The sequence below is a fragment of the Streptomyces luteireticuli genome, from assembly GCF_041519305.1.
Classification (GTDB): domain Bacteria; phylum Actinomycetota; class Actinomycetes; order Streptomycetales; family Streptomycetaceae; genus Streptomyces; species Streptomyces luteireticuli.
Genome location: NZ_CP167927.1, coordinates 2586475 through 2602584, shown reverse-complemented (window position 1 = coordinate 2602584; position 16110 = coordinate 2586475). Strand labels below are relative to the sequence as shown.

The 16110-nt window shown below is 70.6% G+C and carries 14 protein-coding genes; 7 read left to right on the top strand and 7 right to left on the bottom strand.

Annotated elements, in window-relative coordinates; translation table 11 throughout:
• Positions 1-192 precede the first annotated feature (192 nt).
• The 5 genes from AB8735_RS10960 (at position 193) to AB8735_RS10940 (ending at position 4966) form a co-directional block, all read left to right on the top strand.
• The gene (locus AB8735_RS10960) at positions 193-1176 is read left to right on the top strand and encodes a TraR/DksA family transcriptional regulator (RefSeq protein WP_344024396.1); all 984 of its coding nucleotides are present in this window, start codon (positions 193-195) and stop codon (positions 1174-1176) included.
• Between the two features lie 106 nt (positions 1177-1282).
• The gene (gene lspA / locus AB8735_RS10955) at positions 1283-1855 is read left to right on the top strand and encodes a signal peptidase II (RefSeq protein ID WP_344024394.1); all 573 of its coding nucleotides are present in this window, start codon (positions 1283-1285) and stop codon (positions 1853-1855) included.
• A gap of 46 nt (positions 1856-1901) precedes the next feature.
• Complete coding sequence (locus AB8735_RS10950) at positions 1902-2843, top strand: RluA family pseudouridine synthase (RefSeq protein WP_372406913.1); 942 nt, start codon at positions 1902-1904, stop codon at positions 2841-2843.
• Entirely contained in the window at positions 2840-3313 is a 474-nt protein-coding gene (locus tag AB8735_RS10945; RefSeq protein ID WP_372406912.1) for a GNAT family N-acetyltransferase, read from the top strand. The genes AB8735_RS10950 and AB8735_RS10945 overlap by 4 nt, the downstream gene beginning before the upstream one ends.
• Before the next feature lie 60 nt (positions 3314-3373).
• Positions 3374-4966 carry a Na+/H+ antiporter gene (locus tag AB8735_RS10940; protein WP_344024387.1) on the top strand — a complete coding sequence of 531 codons (1593 nt, stop codon included), beginning with the start codon at positions 3374-3376 and terminating at the stop codon, positions 4964-4966.
• A gap of 7 nt (positions 4967-4973) precedes the next feature.
• Here AB8735_RS10940 and AB8735_RS10935 read toward each other — a convergent pair whose 3' ends face one another.
• Positions 4974-6080: a mechanosensitive ion channel family protein gene (locus tag AB8735_RS10935; protein ID WP_372406909.1), complete on the bottom strand. Its 1107-nt coding sequence runs from the start codon at positions 6078-6080 to the stop codon at positions 4974-4976.
• Positions 6081-6229: 149 nt separating this feature from the next.
• On the opposite strand from AB8735_RS10935, the gene AB8735_RS10930 reads away from it, so the two are divergent.
• On the top strand, positions 6230-6820 hold the full coding sequence (locus tag AB8735_RS10930) for a dienelactone hydrolase family protein (protein WP_372406908.1): 591 nt from the start codon (positions 6230-6232) through the stop codon (positions 6818-6820).
• 251 nt (positions 6821-7071) lie between these two features.
• On the opposite strand, the gene AB8735_RS10925 is transcribed toward AB8735_RS10930, so the two are convergent.
• The 5 genes from AB8735_RS10925 to AB8735_RS10905 all read right to left on the bottom strand — a co-directional run bounded on the left by AB8735_RS10925 (position 7072) and on the right by AB8735_RS10905 (position 11930).
• Positions 7072-8697 carry an alkaline phosphatase D family protein gene (locus AB8735_RS10925; RefSeq protein WP_344024382.1) on the bottom strand — a complete coding sequence of 542 codons (1626 nt, stop codon included), beginning with the start codon at positions 8695-8697 and terminating at the stop codon, positions 7072-7074.
• A 97-nt stretch (positions 8698-8794) separates the two neighbouring features.
• Positions 8795-9622: a thioredoxin domain-containing protein gene (locus AB8735_RS10920; RefSeq protein WP_372406906.1), complete on the bottom strand. Its 828-nt coding sequence runs from the start codon at positions 9620-9622 to the stop codon at positions 8795-8797.
• A 44-nt stretch (positions 9623-9666) separates the two neighbouring features.
• Positions 9667-10338: a hypothetical protein gene (locus AB8735_RS10915; protein ID WP_372406904.1), complete on the bottom strand. Its 672-nt coding sequence runs from the start codon at positions 10336-10338 to the stop codon at positions 9667-9669.
• 95 nt (positions 10339-10433) lie between these two features.
• On the bottom strand, positions 10434-11258 hold the full coding sequence (locus AB8735_RS10910) for a thioredoxin domain-containing protein (RefSeq protein WP_344024376.1): 825 nt from the start codon (positions 11256-11258) through the stop codon (positions 10434-10436).
• Between the two features lie 33 nt (positions 11259-11291).
• Positions 11292-11930: a hypothetical protein gene (locus AB8735_RS10905; protein WP_372406902.1), complete on the bottom strand. Its 639-nt coding sequence runs from the start codon at positions 11928-11930 to the stop codon at positions 11292-11294.
• Between the two features lie 199 nt (positions 11931-12129).
• Here AB8735_RS10905 and dnaE point away from each other — a divergent pair, with 199 nt between their 5' ends.
• Positions 12130-15669 (top strand): DNA polymerase III subunit alpha, encoded by a 3540-nt coding sequence (dnaE, locus tag AB8735_RS10900; protein ID WP_344024372.1) that lies wholly within the window; start codon positions 12130-12132, stop codon positions 15667-15669.
• 99 nt (positions 15670-15768) lie between these two features.
• On the opposite strand, the gene AB8735_RS10895 is transcribed toward dnaE, so the two are convergent.
• Positions 15769-15933, bottom strand: a complete 165-nt coding sequence (locus AB8735_RS10895) for a hypothetical protein (RefSeq protein WP_344024370.1) — start codon at positions 15931-15933, stop codon at positions 15769-15771.
• Between the last annotated feature and the right edge of the window lie 177 nt (positions 15934-16110).

Genomic DNA, 16110 nt, shown 5'->3' with positions numbered 1-16110 from the left:
ACGGGGCGTGGCCCGGGTCGGCCGACCGGATATCGGCTCCGGTTGACGTCCTGGTGCGCCCTTTCGGTTATGGGGCCGGGAGCGGGGCACAAGGGTGGGGACCGGCGTGCCCCGTTGCCGCGTGCCCTGGGGCGATTTATCGTTCCCGCACGATTCGCGCGCAAGATCATAAAATGTGAAGGGGTCGCGGTCATGGCGCAGGAATCCTCGACGGGCGTCGTGGCCGGTGGGGCGGTGGGGCGGAGTGGGGTGAAGGTGTGCGCGGCCGCGGCCGCCGCGGGGAAGAAGGCCGTGACCAAGAAGGTCGCGGATGCGGGTGCGAAGAAGGCCCAGAAACCCCAGAAGAAGGCGGCGGTGAAGAAGGCGGCGGTGACGACTGCCGCGAAGAAGACCGCCGCGAAGAAGAGCGTTGTGAAGAAGGCCGCCGCGAAGGCGGCTGCTCCGGCCAAGAAGGCCGCCGCTTCCGGTGGTGCTGCCGTGAAGAGAGCCGGTGCGGGGAAGGCTGCGGCCGAGAAGCCGGCTGCGGTGAAGAAGACCGCGAAGAAGACCGTGAAGAAGACCGCCGGGAAGACGGCGGCGAAGACCGCCACGGCTGCCGCTCCGGCGAAGAAGGCGGCGGCCAAGAAGGCTGCGCCGGTCGGAAAGGCCGCGCCGGTCAGGAAGGCTGCCGCCCCGGGATCCAGGGCCGGGGCGGCGGGGGTCCCCGAGGAGACGGGAGTCGGAACCGTGGCTGCTGAGAAGGCCGAGGACGTGCTCGCCAAGGTGCCCGCGGCGCGGGGGAAGGGCGGGCTGGCGGTACGGCCGGGGGAGGAGCCGTGGACGGCCGCCGAGGTCGCCGAGGCCCGCGCCGTCCTGGAGGGCGAGGTGAGCCGGCTGACCGGCGAGATCCACACCGCCGAGGAGGCGGTCAGCGGGCTGATGCGGGACTCGGGCGACGGCGCGGGGGACGATCAGGCGGACACCGGGACGAAGAACATCGCCCGGGAGCACGAGCTGGCGCTCGCCGCCAACGCCCGCGAGATGCTGGACCAGACCGAGCGTGCGCTCGGCCGGCTGGACACGGGCACGTACGGGCTCTGCGAGAGCTGCGGCCGGCCCATCGGCAAGGCCCGTATGCAGGCGTTTCCCCGGGCGACGCTGTGTGTCGAGTGCAAGCAGCGGCAGGAACGTCGCTGACCCCGGGAGGGGTGGCGTGCCGTACCCTCGTCATCGGTCGGGCAGTGCACCCGGGCCCCACTGGAAACAGCAGTGCGCGGGCGACGGGCAGGAGCGAAGGACTCACGTGACAGAGGCGGAGCAGACCGGAAGGTCCACCGGTGCGCCGGGGGACGTCGAGGAGACCGGCGGGCCGGCCGCACCCGGCCCCCGGGGCGGGCGCCGGATCGGCGTGCTGTTCACCGTCGCGGTCTGCGCCTACCTCATCGATCTGACGAGCAAGCTGGCGGTGGTGGCCAGGCTGGAGCACCACGACCCGGTCGAGCTGATCGGCAGCTGGCTGCAGTTCAACGTGATCCGCAACCGCGGGGCCGCCTTCGGCATCGGCGAGGGGATGACCATCATCTTCACGGTCATCGCCTCCGCGGTGATCGTGGTGATCGCCCGCATCGCCCGCAAGCTCTACAGCCTGCCGTGGGCCATCGCCCTGGGCATGCTGCTGGGCGGCGCGCTGGGCAACCTCACCGACCGGCTCTTCCGGGCGCCCGGCGGCTTCGAGGGCGGCGTGGTGGACTTCATCGCCGTCGGGCACTTCCCGGTCTTCAATCTCGCCGACTCGGCGATCGTCTGCGGCGGCTTCCTCATCGTGATCCTCTCCTTCCGGGGCCTCGACCCGGACGGCTCGGTCCACCGGGACTGATCACCGTGATTACGGGCCGTCGTCACCCGTCCGGCATACTCGACGGGTGAGCACGATTCCCGAGATCCGCGCCCTGCCCGTACCCGACGGTCTGGAGGGCGAGCGCGTCGACGCCGCCATCGCCCGTATGTTCGGGTTTTCCCGGACCAAGGCGGCCGAGCTCGCGGCCGCGGGCAAGGTCCAGCTCGACGGGGCCGAGGCCGGGAAGTCCGACCGGGTGACCGGCGGGGCCTGGCTGGAGGTCGAGATGCCGGCGCCGCCCGCGGCGGTGCAGGTCGTGGCCGAGCCCGTGGAGGGCATGGAGATCGTCCACGACGACGAGGACATCGTCGTCATCGTCAAGCCGGTCGGGGTGGCGGCGCATCCGAGCCCCGGCTGGACCGGTCCCACCGTGATCGGCGGTCTGGCCGCCGCCGGCTACCGGATCTCCACCTCGGGCGCCGCCGAGCGCCAGGGCATCGTGCACCGGCTGGACGTCGGCACCTCCGGCCTGATGGTCGTCGCCAAGTCCGAGCGGGCCTACTCCCACCTGAAGCACCAGTTCCGCGAGCGGATCACCGACAAGCGCTACCACGCGCTCGTCCAGGGCCACCCGGACCCGATGAGCGGGACGATCGACGCGCCCATCGGGCGTCACCCCAACCACGACTACAAGTGGGCCGTCATCGCCGACGGCAAGGCGTCCGTCACGCACTACGACCTCGTCGAGGCGTTCCGGGCCGCCAGCCTCCTCGACATCAAGCTGGAGACCGGGCGTACGCACCAGATCCGGGTGCACATGTCCGCGCACCGGCATCCGTGCGTCGGCGACCTGACGTACGGCGCCGACCCGACGCTGGCCAAGCGGCTGCGGCTGACCCGCCAGTGGCTGCACGCCGTGCGGCTCGGCTTCGAGCACCCCTCGGACGGCCGCTGGGTGGAGTTCGAGAGCGAGTACCCCGAGGACCTGCGGCACGCGCTGGAGACGGTGCGCGCGGAGAGCTCGTGAGCGACCCGGTGATCCGGGTCGTCGGGCCGGAGGGCCTCGCGGACTGTTTCGCGGTGCGGCGTGAGGTGTTCGTCGTCGAGCAGGAGATCCCCGAGGCCGAGGAGATGGACGCCTACGACGCCGAGGCCGTCCACCTGCTGGCCGGCGGGGAGGACGGGCCGCTCGGCACCGTCCGCTTCCTGTACGGCGCGCCCGCGCGCCGCAAGTACGCCCGGGCCGGGGTGGACGACGACGTCACGGCCGTCCTCGGACGGCTGGCCACGGTGCGCGCCGCGCGGGGCACGGGGGTGGGCGCCGCCCTGGTCCGGTCCGTCGAGGACGAGGCGCGGCGGCGCGGGCTGGAGCGGGTCTACCTGGAGGCCCAGACGCACGCGCTGGGCTTCTACGAGCGGCTGGGGTACGCGGCGTACGGGCCGGAGTTCGACGAGGGCAGCGGGATCCCGCACCGGGCGATGACCAAGAAGCTGTAGCGCCCGTTCCATGGCACGCTGAGGTGAACGACTGTTCCCCAGGCGGCGCGGAGGGCACTCGTGGACCAGCTGGCCCTGCTGTTCGTCCTGCTGCTCGGGGCACTCGTCACGGTGCCGCTGGGGGACCGGCTGGGGCTCCCGCCGCCGGTGCTGATGACGCTGGGCGGGATCGTCCTCGCCCTGCTGCCGTTCGTGCCCAATGTGGACATCCCGCCGGAGTTCATCCTTCCGCTGGTGCTGCCGCCGCTGCTCTACGCCTCCGCCCAGCGCACCTCCTGGCGGCAGTTCGCGGCCAACCGGCGGCCGATCTTCCTGCTGGCGGTGGCGCTCGTCTTCGTCACCACCGCCGCGGTCGCCGCCGTCGCCAACATGATCGTGCCGGGGATCTCGCTCGCCGCGGCCGTGGCGCTGGGCGCGCTCGTCGCCCCGCCCGACCCCGTCGCCGCGACGGCCGTCGCGGGCTCGCTGGGGCTGCCGCGCCGGCTGGTCTCCATCCTGGAGGGCGAGGGGCTCTTCAACGACGTCACCGCCATCGTGCTCTACCACGTGGCCATCGCGGCGGCCGTCAGCGGCAGCTTCTCGCTGCCGAGGGCGGTCGTCGAGTTCGTGATCTCCGCCGTCGTGGCCGTCGCCGTCGGTCTGCTGCTCGGCTGGGTCGCCAAGCGGCTGATGGACATCCTCGGCGACGCGACGCTCCAGATCGGGCTCACCCTGCTGGTGCCGTTCGTCTCCTACGCCCTCGCCGAGTCGTTCAAGGGCTCCGGGGTGCTCGCGGTGCTGACCACCGCGCTCTACCTCGCCGAGTTCGCGAGCGACGCCGACGACGTCCTGGGACGGCTGGCCGGACACACCTTCTGGGAGATCGTCGACACCCTCGTCACCGGCGTCGCCTTCGGCCTCGTCGGCCTCGAACTGCACAATGCCGTCGCCACCGTCTCGGGCCGCTGGGCCGAGATGCTCGGCATCGGCGGCATCGTCGTCGCCGTGGTGGTCGGCGTGCGGCTGCTGTGGCTGCTGCCCGCGGCCTGGCTGGCCAAGCGGCTGCACAAGGGCGGCGACATCGACGAGGAGGTCCTGACGAACTGGCGGGAGACCCTCGTGATGTGGTGGTCCGGGATGCGCGGCGTGGCCTCCGTGGCGCTCGCCCTGGCCATCCCGCTGACCAAGGACGACAAGTCGCCCTTCCCGGCCCGGGGCGAGATCCTCTTCATCGCCTTCGCCGTCATCATCGCCACGCTCGTCGTCCAGGGACTGACGCTGCCGCGGCTGGTCGCACTGCTCGGGGTGCGCTCCGACTCCGACTGGACCCGGGAGCTGGAGCGGCAGCTGGCCGTCCGCGCCGCCAAGGCGGCCCGGCACCGGCTGCTGGAGATCGAGCAGGAGGAGGAGCTCTCCGAGGACCTGAGGGAGATGCTGCACCGGCGGGCCTACGACATCGGCGCCCGCATCAGCCCCGAGATGGTCGACGACGAGCGGCGCGAGGCGCACGCCCAGCGCGTCCATCGGCTGCACACCATCCAGCGCATCCAGGCCGATCTGCTCTCGGCGGCGCGGCACGCGGTGCTCGACGCGCGCAGCGAGCCGTGGATGGATCCGGAGGTGGTGGACCGGGTGCTGCGGCACCTGGACGTGAAGTCGCTGCGGGGGATGTGACCGCGCCTCACGCCGGGCCCGGTCCCGGGCCGATGTCGTCCGAGGCCGGCGGGGTCTGCCGGCGGTCCGGCGCGTCCTGTGCACCCGGCGCGGCCGCGGTGTTGATCCGCGGCAGCGCGTACGGGTGCTCGCGGCGCAGCCACTCCACGAGCCGCTCGCGCACCAGGCAGCGCAGGGTCCAGATGTCGTCGGCGTCCCGGGCCGTCACCAGGGCCCGTACCAGGAGCGTGGACGGTGTGGTGTCCGTGACGACCAGGCTCCAGGCCCGGCCGTCCCACTCCGGGGCGTCCTTCACGATCTGGTGCAGCCGCTCGCGCATCAGGTCGAGCGGGGCGGAGTGGTCCAGGTGGAGGAAGACCGTGCCCGTCATCCGGGGGTTGCCGCGCGACCAGTTCTCGAAGGGCCGGCCGGTGAAGTACGAGACCGGCATGGTGATCCGGCGTTCGTCCCAGGTGGTCACCACGAGGTAGGTGAGCGTGATCTCCTCGACGGTGCCCCACTCGCCGCCCACGACGACCGTGTCGCCGATGCGCACCATGTCGCCGAAGGCGATCTGCAGTCCGGCGAAGACGTTGGCGAGGGTGGACTGGGCGGCCACCCCGGCCACGACGCCGATCAGCCCGGCCGAGGCCAGGACGGACGTGCCGGCGGCGCGCATGCCCGGGATCGTCAGCAGCATCGCCGCCAGGGCGACGACGCAGATCACCGCCGTGACGATTCTGCGGATCAGCGTGACCTGCGTCCGCACCCGGCGCGTCCGGGCGGGGTCGCGTTCGCCGGCGGCGTAGCGCGCGTACCCCGCCTCGACGACGGCGGTGGCCACGCGGGCCGCGAGCCAGGCGCAGGCGCCGACGAGGACGAGGTTCAGCAGCCGGCCGGCCGGCTCCTGGTACTCGCCGGCGAGCCCGGCGGATCCGAGGCCGGTGCGCAGCAGCGCCGTGCACAGCACCAGGCGCAGGGGCGTCCGGCAGCGGCGCAGCAGGCGCCACAGCGGGGCCTCGGGGTGGTGTTCGGCGATCGTGCGCACCGTACGGTCGGCGACCCGGCCGACGAACAGGGTGACGAGTACGGCGCCGACGACGACCGCGAGGGGGCGCAGTATGTCCTCCGCCATGGGCCTCGGCCTCCTTCCGGCCTTCTGCCGGCCTTCCGCCGGACAGGCCGGGGCGCGCCCCCTTCGACCGTAGCTGGCACGATGGAGGCCACGCGATCCGATCCGGCGTGTGGCCACATCTGCAAGGAAGTGACTCCTCAGTGACTCCGGTGCCGTCTCCTCCCCCGATTGTTCTGTTCCATTCGGCCTACGGCCTGCGGCCGGCCGTCCATGCGGCGGCCGAGCGGCTGCGTGGCGCCGGCTACGAGGTGCATGTCCCCGACCTCTACGAGGGGCGTACGGCGGAGACCGTCGAGGACGGGATGGCGATCAAGGAGGAGATCGGCCGGGAGGAGCTGCTCCGCCGGGCGATCGGTGCGGTGGCGCCGCTGTCCGAGCGGGGGCTGGTGTACGCCGGGTTCTCGCTGGGCGGGTCGATCGCGCAGAACCTGGCGCTGGGGGACGAGCGGGCGCGGGGCCTGCTGCTCTTCCACGGGACGTCGGACCTGGCGGAGGACGCGGCGGTGGACGAGCTGCCGGTGCAGCTGCATGTCGCGGATCCGGATCCGTTCGAGCCGCATGACTGGCTCAATGCGTGGTATTTGCGGATGGGGCGGGCGGGGGCGGAGGTGGAGGTGCATCGGTATGGCGGTGCCGGGCATCTGTTCACGGATCCGGAGCTTCCGGACTTCGACGAGGCGGCGGCGGAGCGGGCCTGGCGGGTGGCGCTGGGGTTTTTGGAGGAGGTTTCCGGGGGCTGAGGCGCGCGGGGGTTGCTCTGGGGGGAGATTTGCCCCTGGCCCGCCCTTTCACCGTTTCTTCCGGGGCGGAGCCCCGGGGCCCCACACCGCGCTGCCGCGCGGTGGGCGGGGGCTGCGCCCCCTGCGCCCCTGCTTCGGGGCTCCGCCCCGGACCCCGTTGTCGCGGCTTCGCCGCTCGTCCTCAAGCGCCGGACGGGCTGGATTGCGCGCCCGGGCGCAAACAGTCAACTCGTCCGGCGCTTGAGGGAAGCTCATCGCACTGGCGACTTCACCCGCTCCACCCGCTGCGTCCCGGACCGCGTCCGGTACGAACGTGTCCAGGACGCACCGGACTTGGGGTCCCGCTTGTCCGCGAGGACGTAGTAGTCCATCTGCGCCCGTTCCGCCGTCACGTCCAGCACGCCGTACCCGTGCGAGTCCATGTCGACCCACTTCACGTGCCGGTTCGCGGCCTTGACGGCGGCGACCGCCGGGAGGGAGACCGTGTGCGGCAGGACGTGCAGCGTGTCGTCGAGGTTGTCGGCGGTCACGGAGGTGACGACGAACTCCGTGGCGACGGAGCGGGAGAGCAGGGGGTACGTCGCGGCCTTCGCCGGTACGTCGTTGGCCCAGGCCATGTGGATGTCCCCGGTCAGGAAGACCGTGTTGCGGATGCCCCGGCCGGTGAGGTGCTCCAGCAGCTCGTGCCGGTCGTGCGTGTAGCCGTCCCACTGGTCGGTGTTGACGGTGATGCCCTCCGCGGGCAGGCCCAGCAGCTTGGCGAGGGGGCGCAGCAGATGGGCCGGCATGGCGCCGAAGGCGACGGGGGACATCATCACGGGGTTGCCGACGAGCCGCCAGGTCGTGTCGGAGGCGGCCAACCCCTCCTTCAGCCAGTCGAGTTGGGCCCGTCCGGTCAGGGTGCGGGAGGCGTCGTCCACCGTGCCGCTGCCGGGCTTGGCCTGCTGCGAGCGGAAGGATCGCAGGTCCAGCAGGTGCAGGTCGGCGAGGCGGCCGAAGCGCAGCCGGCGGTAGGTGGTGCCGGCGACGGACGGCCGTACGGGCATCCACTCGAAGTAGGCCTGCTTGGCGGCGGCCATGCGGGTCTTCCAGTCGCCCTCGGCCCCGGGTGTGTGGTTGGTGGCCCCGCCCGTCCAGGCGTTGTCGGCGAACTCGTGGTCGTCCCAGATGGCGACCATCGGCAGTGCGTGGTGCAGCGCCTGGAGGTCGGGGTCGGTCTTGTAACGGCCGTGCCGGACGCGGTAGTCGGCGAGGGTGACGATCTCGTGCTCGGGCTCGTGCTTCCGTACGACGTATTTGGCGGCGGGGTACTCGCCGGACTTGTACTCGTAGATGTAGTCGCCCAGGTGCAGTACGGCGTCCAGGTCGCGCCGGGCGGCGAGGTGACGGTAGGCGGAGAAGTGCCCCGACTCCCAGTTGGCGCAGGAGACCACGCCGAAGCGCAGGCCGTCCGGCGCCGCGTCGGGGGCGGGGGCGGTGCGCGTCCGGGCGGCGGGGGAGGCGGTGCCGCCGGCCGTGAAGCGGTAGAAGTAGCCGGTGGCCGGGCGCAGTCCGCGGACGTCGGCCTTGACGGTGTGGTCGGCGGCGGCGGTCGCGGTGACGGTTCCGGTGGCGACGATCCGGCCGAAGGCGGCGTCCTCGGCCACCTCCCAGGTGACCTCGGTGTCCGGGCCCCGGCCCGAGCCGGGTGTGGCGTCGGGGACGGGAGTGACGCGCGTCCACAGCAGGACGCCGTCGGGCAACGGGTCGCCGGAGGCGACGCCGTGGAGGAACGCGGGCCGGTCACCGCCGGCCGCGCGGGCCGGGGACACGCCCAGCAGCGCGGCGGTCGCTGCTGCGGACGTGACGAGAGTGCGGCGGGATATGGGGAGATTCACGGGCGATTACCTTAACGCTTTGGTAATGCCCGGGTAATGCGGGGTGGGTGGGGAAGGCAGGGGAACGGCCGCCCGGGGCCGTTCCCCTGACGCCCGGTTACTTCTTCTTGCCGAATTCCGCGTCGATCGTGGCGGTGAACTGGTCGGCCATGATCGGGGGGTTGTCCGTGCCCGGCGCGGTCAGCTGCTTCTTGTTGTGGACGAGGGCCGGGGTGCCCTTCACCCCGTCCTTGCCCATGAGCTTGCCGAGCTCCAGCGCCCAGCGGTCGAAGGTGTGGTCCTTGAGGTTCTTCTCGAAGTCCTTGTTGCCCTTGAGCGAGGGCACCTGCTGGGCGATGTCGAGGAGCTTCTTGTCGTCGGCGTAGGCGTCGTCGGTCTCGTCGGGGTGGTTGCCCTTGGAGTACAGCGCTTCCTTGTAGTCCGCGAACGCCTCCGGGCTGACGTTGAGCGCGGCGCCCAGCGCGCTGACGGCGTTCTTCGAGCCCGTGCCCTTGGCGGGGGAGTCGTCGATGAAGTTCGCCAGGATGTAACGGACCTTGTAGCGGCCGTTCTTGACGTCCTCACGGAGCTTCTTCCCCGAGTTCTGCTCGAAGATGGAGCAGATCGGGCAGCGCGGGTCCTCGTAGACCGTGAGCGTCTCCTTGGCGTTCTTGTCGCCGATGACGACCTCGGTGCCGTTCTCGCCCGAGGTGTTGGCCGGTTTGACGAGCGTCTTGGTCGCGGCGGTCTTCCACTGGCCGTCCTCGGACTTGTTCATCTGCGTCACCGCGTAGGCGACGCCGCCCGCGACGGCGAGGACGACGACGAGGGAGCCGGCGACCATCAGCTGGCGCTTGGTCTTGTCCTTCTTGGCCTGGCGCTCGCGCTCGGCGCGCAGCCGCTCGCGCGCGGCCTGCTTGTTCTGGGGGTTGTTCCGGTTGCTCATGGTGTTCTCCTGGTGGTCGTACGGATGGTGCGGGGACCTCTCGCTCAGGCGGTGCGGGCCTGGGGAGGACCCCGCCGTACGACGGAGTGCACGAGCAGGGGGAGCGCGGGCGCGGGAAGGGTGTCGCGCGCGGGGCGCACGATCGCCCCGCCGGGCCGCAGGGCCGCGCCGAGCGCGGCGGCCACCAGCAGCAGCGGGCGGAACGCGAAGGAGGCCACCGCCCGCAGCAGCCGGGCCAGGGCCACCTCGCCGCGGCGCAGCCAGGCGGCGGCCAGCAGGCCGACGGCGACATGGCCGGCGAGCAGCAGCCAGGGGAGCGCCGAGTCCAGCGTCCCCGCGGTGTCCCGGCCCGCGGCCATACGGGCCAGAGGGGTGCCGACCTCGCCGCCACGGCAGACGAGGTCGATGCCCATGGAGCGCAGCGGGCCGGCGACCGGGCCGCCCGCCGCGCCGTAACAGGCGTGCTGGCCGGTGGTGAAGACGGTGTCCGCGGCCAGCTCCAGCGGGACCAGCAGCGCGGATATGTGCCAGAAGCCCCGCTCACGGCCGGCCATCGCGTAGGCGACCGTGAAGAACGCGGCCGACAGCACGGCGACGGTGGACACCGGCAGCGGCAGCCGGGTGAGCAGGACGTGGGAGGCGGCGGACAGGGTCACGCACAGTGCGGTGAACAGCCCGGCGCGCAGCGCCCGCAACCGAACTCCCGTCCCCCTCATAACCGGGAAGTGTGCCACGACACGCCGTGATTGTCGTGTCAAGATTCGGCATCATCCGGGGAGGGCGGGAGCCCGGCCGGGAACGGCTCAGATGCCTACTTGATCTGCGCCTTTACCGCTGCGGTGAACTGGTCGGCCGTCATCGGGGGGTTCTGGCTCCCCTCGGCGGTCAGCTTCTTGCCGTCCAGCTTGATGGTGGGGGTGCCGGTGATGTCCTTGTTCTTGTCGAACGCGTCGGACACCGTCAGGGCCCACTTGTCGAAGGTGCCGTCCTTGACGTTCTTCTCGAAGTCCTTGTTGCCCTTGAGGGCCGGGACCTGCTGGGCGATCTTCAGCAGGGTGTCGTCCTTCGCGAAGTCGTCCTTGGTCTCCTCGGGGTGGTTCTCCTTGGCGTAGAGCGCCTTGTTGTACTCGGTGAACGCCTCCGGGCTGACGTTGAGCGCGGCGCCCACGGCGCTGAGGGCGTTCTTGGCTCCGGTGCCGCCGAGGTTCCGGTCGAGGAAGGCGCCGATGTGGTACGAGACCTTGAACGTGCCGTCCTTGACGTCCTTGTCGATCGTCGGGCCGACGTTCTGCTCGAAGACCGAGCAGATCGGGCACCGCATGTCCTGGTAGACCTCCAGGGTGTGCTTGGCGTTCTTGTCGCCGATGACGATCTCGGTGCCGTTCTCGCCGGAGGTGTTGGCCGGCTTGACGAGGGTCTTCTTGGCGGCGGCCGACCACTCCGAGTTGCTGCCGCTGCCGCCGCCCATCTGGGTCACGGCGACGGCTATGCCGGCCGCGACGGCCAGGACGCCGACGAGCGAGCCGCCGACGATCAGCTGGCGCTTGGTCTTGTCCTTCTTGGCCTGGCGCTCGCGCTCGGCCTTCAGCCGCTCGCGGGCGGACTGCTTGTTCTCCCAGGTGTTGCGCTTGCTCATGGTGGTACTGCTCCGTGTGGTGAGGTCGTGGGGTCAGGCGGGGACGGGCGGGGCGGGCGGCCCGCGTCTGACGACGGAGTGGAGCAGCAAGGGCCCGGACGGGGCCGCCGGGAGGCGGACGGGGAGGACGGCCCGGCCGCGCGGGGCGGGGGCGGGCACGGTGGCGCGGACGGCGCGCAGCGGCCGGAAGGCGGCCGCCGCGGCCGCGAGCAGCAGCCGGACCAGGGCCCGCTCGCCCCGGGCGAGCCAGCCGGCGGCCAGCAGGCCGATGGCGACATGGCCGGCGAGCAGCAGCCAGGGGGCGCAGCCGGGGCCCGCCAGACGGGCGAGCGGGGTGCCGACGCCGCTGCCGCCGCAGATCGCGCCGAGCGCGCCGGGCAGCGGGTGCCCGTCCGCGTCGTAGCAGGTGTCCTGGCCGGCGCCGAAGGCCGCGCCGAGGGCGAGCTCCAGCGGGACGAGGAGGGCGGCGACCGGTCCGTAGCGGTACGCGCCGGGGGCCCGGCCGGCCAGGGCCCAGGCCAGGGCGAAGACCCCGGCACCGGCCGCGCCGACGACGGGCACGGGAAGCTGCCGTCCGGACAGCAGCACATGGGAGGCGGTGGACAGCAGCAGGCACAGCGCCGTGAAGAGGGCCGCGCGGAGCGCCCTCGGCCGTGCCGCTGATATGTCCATGCATGCGAGTCTGGCACGTTCTGAGGTAAGTGGCGGCTAAAGAGAGATTCGCCATCGACGTCGTCGAATGCCCGTTCGGGATATCCCTCGTGCCGTCCGCGTCCAGTGGGCCCGCCGTACCGCCCGCCGCAGGCCGGTAACCTTCAAGACTGCCGTGCCGCCCCCTGTCCCCGAACCGCCCCGCCGGAGGTCGTCCACCGTGAGCAAGCCGCCCTTCACGCACCTGCACGTCCACACGCAGTACTCCCTGCTGGACGGTGCCGCGCGGCTCAAGGACATGTTCAGCGCCTGCAAGGAGATGGGGATGACACACATCGCCATGTCCGACCACGGCAACCTGCACGGCGCGTACGACTTCTTCCATCAGGCCAAGAAGGCCGAGATCACGCCGATCATCGGCATCGAGGCGTACGTGGCGCCCGAGTCGCGGCGCAACAAGCGGCGCATCCAGTGGGGCCAGCCGCACCAGAAGCGGGACGACGTCTCCGGTTCGGGTGGTTACACCCACAAGACGATCTGGGCGGCCAACGTCACCGGTCTGCACAACCTCTTCCGGCTGTCCTCGGACGCCTACGCCGAGGGCTGGCTGACCAAGTGGCCCCGGATGGACAAGGAGACCATCAGCCAGTGGTCCGAGGGGCTGATCGCCTCCACCGGCTGCCCCTCCGGCGAGCTGCAGACCAGGCTGCGCCTCGGCCAGTTCGACGAGGCCCTGAAGTCGGCCTCCGAGTACCAGGACATCTTCGGCAAGGACCGCTACTTCCTGGAGCTGATGGACCACGGCATCGAGATCGAGCGCCGGGTCCGCGACGGACTGCTGGAGATCGGCAAGAAGCTCGGCATCCCGCCCCTGGTCACCAACGACTCGCACTACACCTACGCGCACGAGGCGGCCGCCCACGACGCCCTGCTGTGCATCCAGACCGGCAAGAACCTCTCCGACCCGGACCGCTTCCGCTTCGACGGCTCGGGCTACTACCTGAAGTCCACGGAGGAGATGTACGCCATCGACTCCTCGGACGCCTGGCAGGAGGGCTGCGCCAACACCCAGCTGGTCGCCGACCAGATCGACACCGAGGGCATGTTCCAGTTCCGGAACCTGATGCCCAAGTTCGACATCCCCGAGGGCTACACCGAGGTCACCTGGTTCCGCGAGGAGACCATGCGGGGCATGCACCGCCGCTTCCCGGGCGGCATCCCCGAGGACCGCATGAAGCAGGTCGAGTACGAGATGGACACCATCATCTCGATGGGCTTCCCGGGCTACTTCCTCGTGGTCGCCGACTTCATCATGTGGGCCAAGAAGCAGGGCATCGCCGTCGGCCCCGGGCGAGGCTCCGCGGCCGGTTCGATCGTCGCCTACGCGATGGGCATCACCGACCTCGACCCCATCCCGCACGGCCTGATCTTCGAGCGGTTCCTCAACCCCGAGCGCATCTCGATGCCCGATGTCGACATCGACTTCGACGAGCGCCGGCGCGCCGAGGTGATCCGGTACGTCACCGAGAAGTACGGCGCCGACAAGGTCGCCATGATCGGCACGTACGGCACCATCAAGGCCAAGAACGCCATCAAGGACTCCGCACGCGTCCTCGGCTATCCGTACGCCATGGGCGACCGCATCACCAAGGCGATGCCCGCCGACGTCCTCGGCAAGGGCATCCCGCTCTCCGGCATCACCGACCCCAACCACCCGCGCTACAGCGAGGCGGGCGAGGTGCGCGGGATGTACGAGAACGAGCCGGACGTGAAGAAGGTCATCGACACCGCCATGGGCGTCGAGGGCCTGGTCCGGCAGATGGGTGTGCACGCGGCCGGCGTGATCATGTCCAGCGAGACGATCACCGACCATGTCCCGGTCTGGGTCAGGCACTCCGACGGCGTGACCATCACGCAGTGGGACTATCCGAGCTGTGAGTCGCTCGGCCTGCTGAAGATGGACTTCCTCGGCCTGCGCAACCTCACGATCATGGACGACGCCGTCAAGATGGTGAAGGCCAACAAGGGGATCGACATCGACCTCCTGGCCCTCCCGCTCGACGACCCCACGACCTTCGAACTGCTCCAGCGCGGTGACACCCTCGGCGTCTTCCAGTTCGACGGCGGGCCCATGCGGTCCCTGCTGCGGCTGATGAAGCCCGACAACTTCGAAGACATCTCCGCCGTGTCCGCCCTGTACCGGCCGGGCCCGATGGGCATGAACTCGCACACCAACTACGCGCTGCGCAAGAACGGCCAGCAGGAGATCACCCCGATCCACCCGGAGCTGGAGAAGCCCCTCGAGGAGGTCCTGGCCGTCACCTACGGCCTGATCGTCTATCAGGAGCAGGTCCAGAAGGCCGCCCAGATCATCGCGGGTTACTCGCTCGGCGAGGCCGACATCCTCCGCCGTGTGATGGGCAAGAAGAAGCCCGAGGAGCTGGCGAAGAACTTCACCATCTTCCAGGCCGGTGCCCGGAAGAACGGCTACACCGACGAGGCCATCCAGGCCCTCTGGGACGTGCTGGTCCCCTTCGCCGGCTACGCGTTCAACAAGGCGCACTCCGCCGCGTACGGACTCGTCTCCTACTGGACCGCCTACCTCAAGGCCAACCACCCGGCCGAGTACATGGCCGCTCTGCTGACCTCCGTCAAGGACGACAAGGACAAGTCGGCGACGTACCTCAACGAGTGCCGGCGCATGGGCATCAAGGTGCTCCCGCCGAACGTCAACGAGTCCGAGTCGAACTTCGCCGCGCAGGGCGACGACGTGATCCTCTTCGGCCTGACGGCCGTCCGCAACGTCGGCCAGAACGTCGTCGACTCGATCATCAAGTGCCGCAAGTCCAAGGGGAAGTACACCTCCTTCCCCGACTTCCTCGACAAGGTCGAGGCGGTCGTCTGCAACAAGCGCACCGTCGAATCGCTGATCAAGGCCGGTGCGTTCGACGAGATGGGCCACACGCGCAAGGGCCTCACCGCGCACTACGAGCCGATGATCGACAACGTGGTGGCGGTCAAGCGCAAGGAGGCCGAGGGGCAGTTCGACCTCTTCGGCGGGATGGGCGAGGAGGACAGCGACGAGCCCGGCTTCGGGCTGGACGTGGAGTTCTCCGACATCGAGTGGGAGAAGTCGTATCTGCTCGCCCAGGAGCGGGAGATGCTCGGCCTCTACGTCTCCGACCACCCGCTCTTCGGCATCGAGCACGTCCTCAACGACAAGGCCGACGCCGGGATCAGCCAGCTCACCGGCGGCGACTACTCCGACGGTGCGATCGTCACCATCGGCGGCATCATCTCCGGCCTCCAGCGCAAGATGACCAAGCAGGGCAACGCCTGGGCCATCGCCACCGTGGAGGACCTGGCCGGCTCCATCGACTGCATGTTTTTCCCGGCCACCTACCAGCTGGTCTCCACCCAGCTCGTCGAGGACGCCGTCGTCTTCGTCAAGGGCCGGCTCGACAAGCGCGAGGACATCCCGCGGCTGGTCGCCATGGAGCTGATGGTCCCCGACCTGTCCAACGCGGGCAGCAACGCGCCCGTCGTCATCACCATCCCGACGGTCAAGGTCACCCCGCCGATGGTGGAGCGGCTCGGGCAGGTGCTCACCCACCACCGGGGCTCCACCGAGGTGCGGATCAAGCTCCAGGGGCCGCGGAAGACGACGGTGCTCCGCCTGGACCGGCACCGGGTCACCCCGGACCCGGCGCTCTTCGGCGATCTGAAGCAGCTGCTCGGGCCGTCCTGTCTGGCGGGCTGAGCACCCCGTACGTGCCCGAGGGCGCGCCCGCTTGTGGCGGGCGCGCCCTCACGCGCTTCCGGGCGCCGGTCAGTTGTGGGCGCCGGCCGGTGGTGATCGTCAGTTGTGGCCGAAGCGCTTCTCGCGGTGCTTCCGTGCGACGTCGGACGGGGTCGCCTGGCTCTTCGCCTGGGCCTCCATGGCCGATTGCTGTGCCTGCTGCTGTCCGCGCTCCGCGGGGCTGCTCTTCTGCTGACTCCGGTCCTGCTTCTTGTTCTTGGCCATGACTGGTGTGCCTCCAGTGAAGGATGCCCCCTGGGTGTTCCCCGTTCCACACCCTTGCACGGTCTGAAGAAACGTGCATTTCGGTGCATATCCAAGGGTGATGGGGGTGCTTCTCGGTCTCACCCCGTATCCGCCACGCCGATGATCCAGTTCGGACTGATAACCCCCGTGCGGTCG

What these genes read in the sequence shown, in the direction of transcription:
- AB8735_RS10960 (WP_344024396.1), top strand. Translation starts at nt 193, where the DNA reads ATGGCGCAGGAATCCTCGACGGGCGTCGTGGCCGGTGGGGCGGTGGGG.
- AB8735_RS10935 (WP_372406909.1), bottom strand. Translation starts at nt 6,080, where the DNA reads ATGGCGGAGGACATACTGCGCCCCCTCGCGGTCGTCGTCGGCGCCGTA.
- AB8735_RS10920 (WP_372406906.1), bottom strand. Translation starts at nt 9,622, where the DNA reads ATGAGCAACCGGAACAACCCCCAGAACAAGCAGGCCGCGCGCGAGCGG.
- AB8735_RS10915 (WP_372406904.1), bottom strand. Translation starts at nt 10,338, where the DNA reads ATGAGGGGGACGGGAGTTCGGTTGCGGGCGCTGCGCGCCGGGCTGTTC.
- AB8735_RS10910 (WP_344024376.1), bottom strand. Translation starts at nt 11,258, where the DNA reads ATGAGCAAGCGCAACACCTGGGAGAACAAGCAGTCCGCCCGCGAGCGG.
- AB8735_RS10905 (WP_372406902.1), bottom strand. Translation starts at nt 11,930, where the DNA reads ATGGACATATCAGCGGCACGGCCGAGGGCGCTCCGCGCGGCCCTCTTC.
- AB8735_RS10895 (WP_344024370.1), bottom strand. Translation starts at nt 15,933, where the DNA reads ATGGCCAAGAACAAGAAGCAGGACCGGAGTCAGCAGAAGAGCAGCCCC.